The organism is Chitinimonas viridis, from assembly GCF_030409555.1.
Taxonomy (GTDB): Bacteria; Pseudomonadota; Gammaproteobacteria; order Burkholderiales; family Chitinimonadaceae; genus Chitinimonas; species Chitinimonas viridis.
The window spans coordinates 298,416-305,524 of sequence record NZ_JAUFPU010000001.1 but is presented as its reverse complement, the minus strand read 5'-3'; the positions used below and the strand labels follow the sequence as shown (position 1 = coordinate 305,524).

Here is a 7,109-nt window from a genome sequence, read left to right as displayed (position 1 = left end):
CTTGGACCCACGCCTTCCCATCTCGAACAGGACCGTGAAACGAGGCAGCGCCGATGATAGTGCGGACTACCCGTGTGAAAGTAGGTCACCGCCAGGCTCCCCTTAAAAGCCCCAGACTCAGCAGAGTCTGGGGCTTTTGCTTTGGGGGTTTGGGTTTGGGGATGGCAGGGGCGTAGGACCTGTCGGATCTTGGATATGCTGACCAAGTTACGACTTTCCAACATCTAGTTCGCCCCAAAGGGGGGCAAACCGATACTTTCCATGTAAGTACCGAAATCAACAAACCCCGTCGCCTTAATGTCTTCAGAGGAAAACCAAGTAGCCTCACATTCTTGGCAAACAAAAATAACCTGTCCCGTTTTCCTAATCACTGCTTTCGCAATGTCACCTTGATCGCATCTTGGGCACCACATGGCACTATCTCTTATTGAAATGGGTGGGCCCAAGGCCTCAATCGATAATGACTAGCGTGCCCTGGCTGCCGGGCGCTACTGCATGTGGCAGGCCCGCTGGTACCAGGTAAAGCTGGCCGGCGCCTACTTCGACGAGTGCGTCGTCCACACTCAAGCGCATCTGCCCCTCCAGTACCAGTAGCGCTTCTGCGTAGTCATGAGTCTCTGCCGGGTAGGCCATGTCATCCATGCGCAGCACCTTGATATTGGCGCCGCCAACGCGCCCCATGATGCTGGATTGCCATGCCTGCGGCAGGCTGTCTGCACAGCCCAGCAGATTGATCAGATTCATCGGGATGGGCATAAGGGTTTGCAGTTCTTTCAAGTAGTGTCAGTTCAGCGGTATTTACGCACTAGGCCCACCATCACGCCAAAGATTTCCAGATTGCCCTGTGGCCGTATGGTGGGGTAAGCGGGGTTGGCGGGTTGCAAGATGTATTTGCCGCCTTCCTTGGCCAGGGTCTTGAGCGTGAATTCGTTGTCGACGATGGCGACGACGATATCGCCTACATTGGCCACATTGCGCCGTTCTATCACCGCCAGGTCGCCTGAATGGATGCCGGCATCGATCATGGAGTCGCCCTTGACCGGAATAAGCTGGGTGTGGGATGGCCGGTTGATCAGGTACTGATCAAGTACGAAGGCGTCGGCCCCGACATCGCGTGCGGCGACGGGCATGCCGGCGGGCACGGGTTGGGTGGACAGCGTGCGCTCGAAGAAGCGGTCGGTGGGTACCCAGTCGCCGTCGCTGCTGCGCGACAGAAAGCCCTGCAGCTGTAGCCGTGACAGCAGCTTGGAGACGGCTGATTTGCTGGCAAAGCCGAGCAGGCTCATCAGCCGTGCGTAAGACGGAAGGCAACGTTCGTCGGCGTAGTAGTCCTGCATCCGACCGAGATAGTCGAGGTCGCGTTCGAATTCATTCATGGATTTAGCCTTGGAGAACGGATGTTCGCCAACTGTAGAGAACGTACGTTCTCTTGGCAAGTACTGCGTGATGTCATGGCAAGCGGCTGGCATGTGCTATACCAAAACCAAGGCCCGACGCCGCTTAGAACAATAAAACCAAATCACGATTCCTCGCGCGAACTTTTGCCCGCGCACCGTTCCAAAACCTATGTCGATGCCAGACATGCCTGAACGAGAGGGGTAGCAATGGATATCTTCGCCAACTTCAGCAGCCGTTATGACCGTACCCGCGAGGAGGAAATGAGCCTGCGCGAGTACCTGGAAATGTGCAAGCGCGACCATGCAGCCTATGCCACGGCTGCCGAGCGCATGCTGATGGCCATAGGTGAGCCGGAAATGGTCGACACCCGCAACGACTCCCGTCTGTCGCGCGTGTTCGCCAACAAGATGATACGGGTCTACCCCGCCTTCCGTGAGTTCTACGGCATGGAGGAAGTCATAGAGCAGGTGGTGGCCTATTTCCGCCATGCGGCGCAGGGCTTGGAAGAGCGCAAGCAGATACTGTATCTGTTGGGGCCGGTGGGGGGCGGCAAGTCTTCCATCGCCGAGAAGCTGAAGGAGTTGATGGAGCGGGTGCCGTTCTACTGCATCAAGGGCAGCCCGGTGAACGAGTCGCCGCTGGGCTTGTTCAATGAGGCTGAAGACGGCCCCATTCTGGAAGAACAGTACGGCATACCGCGCCGCTATATCAAGTGCATACCCAGCCCATGGGCAGTGAAGCGGCTACAGGAGTTCAATGGCGACGTGGACCAGTTCCGCGTGGTCAAACGTTACCCCTCGGTACTCAAGCAGATCGCCGTGGCCAAGACTGAGCCGGGAGATGAGAACAACCAGGACATTTCGTCGCTGACCGGTAAGGTGGATATCCGCAAGCTGGAGAAGTATGCGCAGGATGACCCGGACGCCTACAGCTACTCGGGCGGGCTGTGCCTGGCCAACCAGGGCCTGCTGGAGTTTGTGGAAATGTTCAAGGCACCCATCAAGGTGCTGCACCCCTTGCTGACGGCTACCCAGGAGGGCAATTTCAAGGGTACTGAGGGCTTTGGGGCGATACCGTTTGACGGCATAGTGTTGGCCCACTCCAATGAATCGGAATGGAAGCAGTTCAAGAACAACAAGAACAATGAGGCTTTCCTTGATCGTATCTACATCGTCAAGGTGCCTTACTGCCTCCGTGTCAGCGAAGAGGTGAAGATCTACGAGAAGCTGGTGCGCAACTCCTCATTGCACAATGCGCCCTGCGCTCCCGGCACGCTCAAGATGATGTCGCAGTTTTCCATACTCTCCCGACTCAAGGACCCGGAGAACTCCAGCGTCTTTTCCAAGATGCAGGTCTACGACGGCGAGAACCTCAAGGATACCGATCCCAAGGCCAAATCCATTCAGGAGTATCGCGACTTTGCCGGGGTGGACGAGGGCATGGATGGCCTCTCTACCCGCTGGGCTTTCAAGATACTGTCCAAGGTATTCAATTTCGATCACTCCGAGGTGGCGGCCAACCCGGTGCATCTGCTGTATGTGCTGGAGCAGCAGGTGGAGCGCGAACAGTTTGCGCCGGAGACCGAGCAGAAGTACCTGGCCTATATCAAGGAATACCTGGCCGGACGCTATGTGGAGTTCATTGGTAAGGAGATTCAGACCGCGTATCTGGAGAGCTACTCCGAGTATGGCCAGAATATCTTTGACCGCTATGTGACCTTTGCCGATTTCTGGATACAGGATCAGGAATACCGTGACCCGGATACCGGCGAGAGTTTTGACCGCAATGCGCTCAACAATGAGCTGGAGAAGATAGAGAAGCCGGCCGGTATCAGCAACCCCAAGGACTTCCGCAACGAGATCGTCAATTTCGTGTTGCGGGCCAGGGCGAACAACGGTGGCAAGAACCCGACCTGGACCAGCTATGAGAAGCTGCGGGCCGTGATCGAGAAGAAGATGTTCTCGAACACCGAGGAGCTGCTGCCGGTGATCTCGTTCAATGCCAAGGGCAGCAACGAGGATGCCAAGAAGCATGAGGACTTCGTCAATCGCATGGTGGCCAAGGGCTATACCGCCAAACAGGTGCGCCTGCTGTGCGATTGGTATCTGCGTGTAAGGAAGTCTTCCTGATGCGGTGAGGTGCAAAGGGCGAGGCGGGCGCAATCCCCGCCTTGGCGTTGCAACCCCGCCAGGAGGGAGCACGGTATGGTTCACCTGATAGATCGAAGACTCAATGGCAAGAACAAGTCTGCCATCAACCGGGAGCGCTTCTTGCGGCGCTTCAAGGGGCAGATCAAGGAAGCGGTGACTCGGGCGGTCAAGGGCCGCTCCATCACTGATATCGACAGCGGCGAGAAGGTATCCATCCCGGTCAAGGATGTATCGGAACCGGTATTTGGCCATGCCCGAGGCGGAGTGTGGGAGACGGTACACCCCGGCAACAAGGAGTACCTGCAGGGCGACCATATAGACCGGCCGGAAGAGGGCGGTGGCGGTAGTGGTTCAGGCAAGGCTTCGCAGGATGGTGAGGGCGAAGATGATTTCGTCTTCGAACTGAGCCGTGAGGAGTTTCTCAACTTTTTCTTTGACGACCTGGAGCTGCCCAACCTGGTCAAGACCCAGCTGACCGCCACCCAGGCGTTCAAGAACGTACGGGCGGGCTACAGTACCGACGGTACGCCTTCCAATATCGATGTGGTGCGTTCACTCAAAGGGGCACTGGGGCGGCGTATTGCCCTGACAGCGGGGCCCATGGCCAGGCTCAATGAGGCACGGGAAGAATTGGACGTCTTGCTGGAACGCAGCGACGAGGACGACCCGGCAGTGCGCGCCCTGAGGGACGAAATCCACTCGCTCAAGACCCGCATCATTGGCATTCCCTTCATCGACCCGTTTGACTTGCGCTACAGCAACCGGGTGAAACAACCACGGCCGCATACCCAGGCGGTGATGTTCTGCGTGATGGACGTATCGGGCTCGATGGATGAGCAGAAGAAGGATACGGCCAAGCGCTTCTTCATCCTGCTGTATCTCTTCCTGACCCGCGCCTACGAGAAGATAGAGGTGGTGTTTGTGCGCCACCACACCCAGGCGCAGGAGGTGAATGAGCACGATTTCTTTCACGCCCGCGATACCGGTGGCACGGTGGTCAGCTCGGCGCTCAAGCTGGTGGACCAGATCATTACCGAGCGCTATCCCACCAACGACTGGAATATCTATGTCGCTCAGGCCAGCGATGGTGACAACTGGGATAGCGACTCGCTGGTGTGCAAGGATTTGCTGCTGGGGCACATCCTGCCCATGGTGCAGTACTACGCCTATATCGAAATTACGGAGGGTGAGCCGCAGAACCTGTGGATGGAGTACGAAAAGGTAAGAGATGCGTGCGCGCAGTTTGCCATGCGCAAGATCCAGTCACCGGCGGATATCTACCCGGTGTTTCGCGACCTGTTCAAGAAGAATACGGCGGCCGCATGACTGACACCATAGCCTCTCCCAGCAGTGCCAAGCGCAAACGCGCCAAGCGGCCCAAGGGACCGCTGTCCACCGGGTCGGAATGGACTTTCGAGCTGATAGACAAGTACTACAGCGAGATACGCCGGGTGGCGGAGGACTTCGAGCTGGATACCTATCCCAACCAGCTGGAAATCATCACGGCCGAGCAGATGATGGATGCCTATGCTTCGGTCGGTATGCCGGTGATGTATCACCACTGGAGTTACGGTAAACACTTCCTGCAGACCGAGAAGGGCTACAAGCGAGGCCAGATGGGGCTGGCCTACGAGATCGTCATCAACTCCAATCCCTGCATCTCCTATCTAATGGAGGAGAACTCCATCACCATGCAGGCCCTGGTGATTGCCCATGCAGCCTTTGGCCACAACAGTTTCTTCAAGGGTAACTACCTGTTCCGGGCCTGGACCGACGCCAGTGCCATCATCGATTACCTGGTGTTTGCCCGGCACTATATCCGCCAGTGCGAGGAGCGCTATGGCGTGGATGCTGTGGAAGAGCTGCTGGATAGCTGCCATGCCCTGATGAACTATGGCGTGGACCGTTACAAACGGCCGCCCAAGCTATCGGTGGAGGAAGAGCGGATACGCCAGAGCGAGCGCGAGTCGTATCTGCAGAGCCAGGTGAACGATCTGTGGCGTACCTTGCCGCGCCGTGCCGAAGAGGCCGAGAAGACCGAACAACGGCGCTTCCCGTCCGAGCCGCAGGAAAACCTGCTGTACTTTATCGAGAAGTACGCCCCCTTGCTGGAGCCCTGGCAGCGTGAAGTGGTTCGCATTGTGCGCAAGGTGGCACAGTATTTCTATCCACAGCGGCAGACCCAGGTCATGAATGAGGGCTGGGCCACCTTCTGGCATTACACCATCATGAACCGGCTATATGATGAAGGCCTGCTCAGCGATGGCGCCATCATGGAGTTCCTGCACTCGCATACCAATGTGGTCTATCAGCCACCGGTGACCAGTCGTTACTACTCGGGCATCAATCCCTATGCACTGGGGTTTGCCATGTACACCGATATCAAGCGTATCTGCGAGCAGCCCACCGAGGAAGACAGGCATTGGTTCCCCGACCTGGCCGGGACTGCATGGCGGCCCGCGCTGGAGTTCGCCATGAAGAACTTCAAGGACGAGAGCTTTATCGCGCAATACCTCTCGCCCAAGCTGATACGCGACTTTCGCCTGTTTGCGGTGAAGGACGACGACCAGGAGGCGCAGCTGGAAGTCAGCGCCATCCACAATGAAGACGGTTATCGCGATATACGGCGCAAGCTGGCCGATCAGTACAACTTGGGTAATCGCGAGCCGAATATCCAGGTGTGGGAAGTCAATGTACGGGGCGACCGTGCGCTGACGCTGCGGCATGTGCAGAACCACCGCCGGCCCTTGGCCAATACGGTACACGAGGTACTCAAGCATATCGCCAGGCTGTGGGGCTTTTCGGTGAAGCTGGAAAGCTGCGATCCCGAGGGCAAGGTGATACTGACCTATGAGTGCAAGTTGGAGAAGCGCCATGGGGGATGAGGGGCGCTAATTGAGGCTCCCTCGTCGAGACACCTCGCCAGCCTGGCGGGCGCGGGTATGGGCCATTCTGATCTACGCAGTATGCTGTACGGGTATCGGTATAATTAGGCTCTTTTGCGCCGCTAGCAGAGGGGGCGGCTGCTTTGCCCGCCCCGTTGGCTGGTCGTGGTTGCCGCGCGCCGTACCCTTAGGCTGATACTTCCCGATGACTAATCCCTACGCCGCACCCAAGTCCCAGATCACCAATTCGATAGCCCCTGATTCGATAGACTATGAACGCATGGATGCTGTTGCGTCCGGGCAGCGGATCTTGATCTACATGTTTATAGCGGCCCTATTGACGGGAGTGTTACGCGCACAGGTGGATCCTGTCCTGTCGTTGGTAGTGGCCCTCGCGATTGCGGCAGTCTCGATCTATGGCGCAGTGCGCGTGGATAAAGGCTTGGGCGGCTCGCTGTTCTCAAGAATTGTCTACGCGATTGCCATGCTACTTCCCCTCGTCAGTTTGATCATCATGATTACCTTGAGCATGCGGGCGACCAAGGCGCTGAGAGCGGCAGGCTATCAAGTCGGTCTGCTTGGGGCGAAAAAGCGTATCTAGGGCAAGCCGTGTCATTCGACTGGCTGAGCCAAGATCGGACGACGGTGTAGGTGTTCGCGCATACAGGGTCTTGGT

Annotated in this window: 6 protein-coding genes and 1 rRNA gene; 5 read left to right on the top strand and 2 right to left on the bottom strand. The window is 57.4% G+C overall.

Going from position 1 to position 7,109, the window contains the following annotated elements; all coding sequences use genetic code 11:
- Positions 1-97, top strand: a 5S ribosomal RNA gene (gene rrf / locus QWZ03_RS21035); the annotation flags it as partial.
- 353 nt (positions 98-450) lie between these two features.
- Here the strand turns inward: rrf and QWZ03_RS01375 are convergent.
- Together QWZ03_RS01375 and QWZ03_RS01370 are read right to left on the bottom strand one after the other, a co-directional pair.
- Positions 451-756 carry a cupin domain-containing protein gene (locus tag QWZ03_RS01375; protein ID WP_308447496.1) on the bottom strand — a complete coding sequence of 102 codons (306 nt, stop codon included), beginning with the start codon at positions 754-756 and terminating at the stop codon, positions 451-453.
- A gap of 32 nt (positions 757-788) precedes the next feature.
- Positions 789-1,376, bottom strand: coding sequence for a LexA family protein (locus tag QWZ03_RS01370; protein WP_284197912.1), 588 nt, complete (start codon positions 1,374-1,376; stop codon positions 789-791).
- A 228-nt stretch (positions 1,377-1,604) separates the two neighbouring features.
- Here QWZ03_RS01370 and QWZ03_RS01365 point away from each other — a divergent pair, with 228 nt between their 5' ends.
- The 4 genes from QWZ03_RS01365 (at position 1,605) to QWZ03_RS01350 (ending at position 7,034) form a co-directional block, all read left to right on the top strand.
- Complete coding sequence (locus QWZ03_RS01365; RefSeq protein ID WP_290331086.1) at positions 1,605-3,527, top strand: PrkA family serine protein kinase; 1,923 nt, start codon at positions 1,605-1,607, stop codon at positions 3,525-3,527.
- 75 nt (positions 3,528-3,602) lie between these two features.
- The gene (locus tag QWZ03_RS01360; protein ID WP_284197910.1) at positions 3,603-4,874 is read left to right on the top strand and encodes a YeaH/YhbH family protein; all 1,272 of its coding nucleotides are present in this window, start codon (positions 3,603-3,605) and stop codon (positions 4,872-4,874) included.
- Positions 4,871-6,433: a SpoVR family protein gene (locus QWZ03_RS01355; RefSeq protein WP_290331085.1), complete on the top strand. Its 1,563-nt coding sequence runs from the start codon at positions 4,871-4,873 to the stop codon at positions 6,431-6,433. Before QWZ03_RS01360 ends, QWZ03_RS01355 begins: the two co-directional genes overlap by 4 nt.
- A 205-nt stretch (positions 6,434-6,638) precedes the next feature.
- Positions 6,639-7,034 (top strand): hypothetical protein, encoded by a 396-nt coding sequence (locus QWZ03_RS01350; RefSeq protein WP_290331084.1) that lies wholly within the window; start codon positions 6,639-6,641, stop codon positions 7,032-7,034.
- Positions 7,035-7,109: the final 75 nt, after the last annotated feature.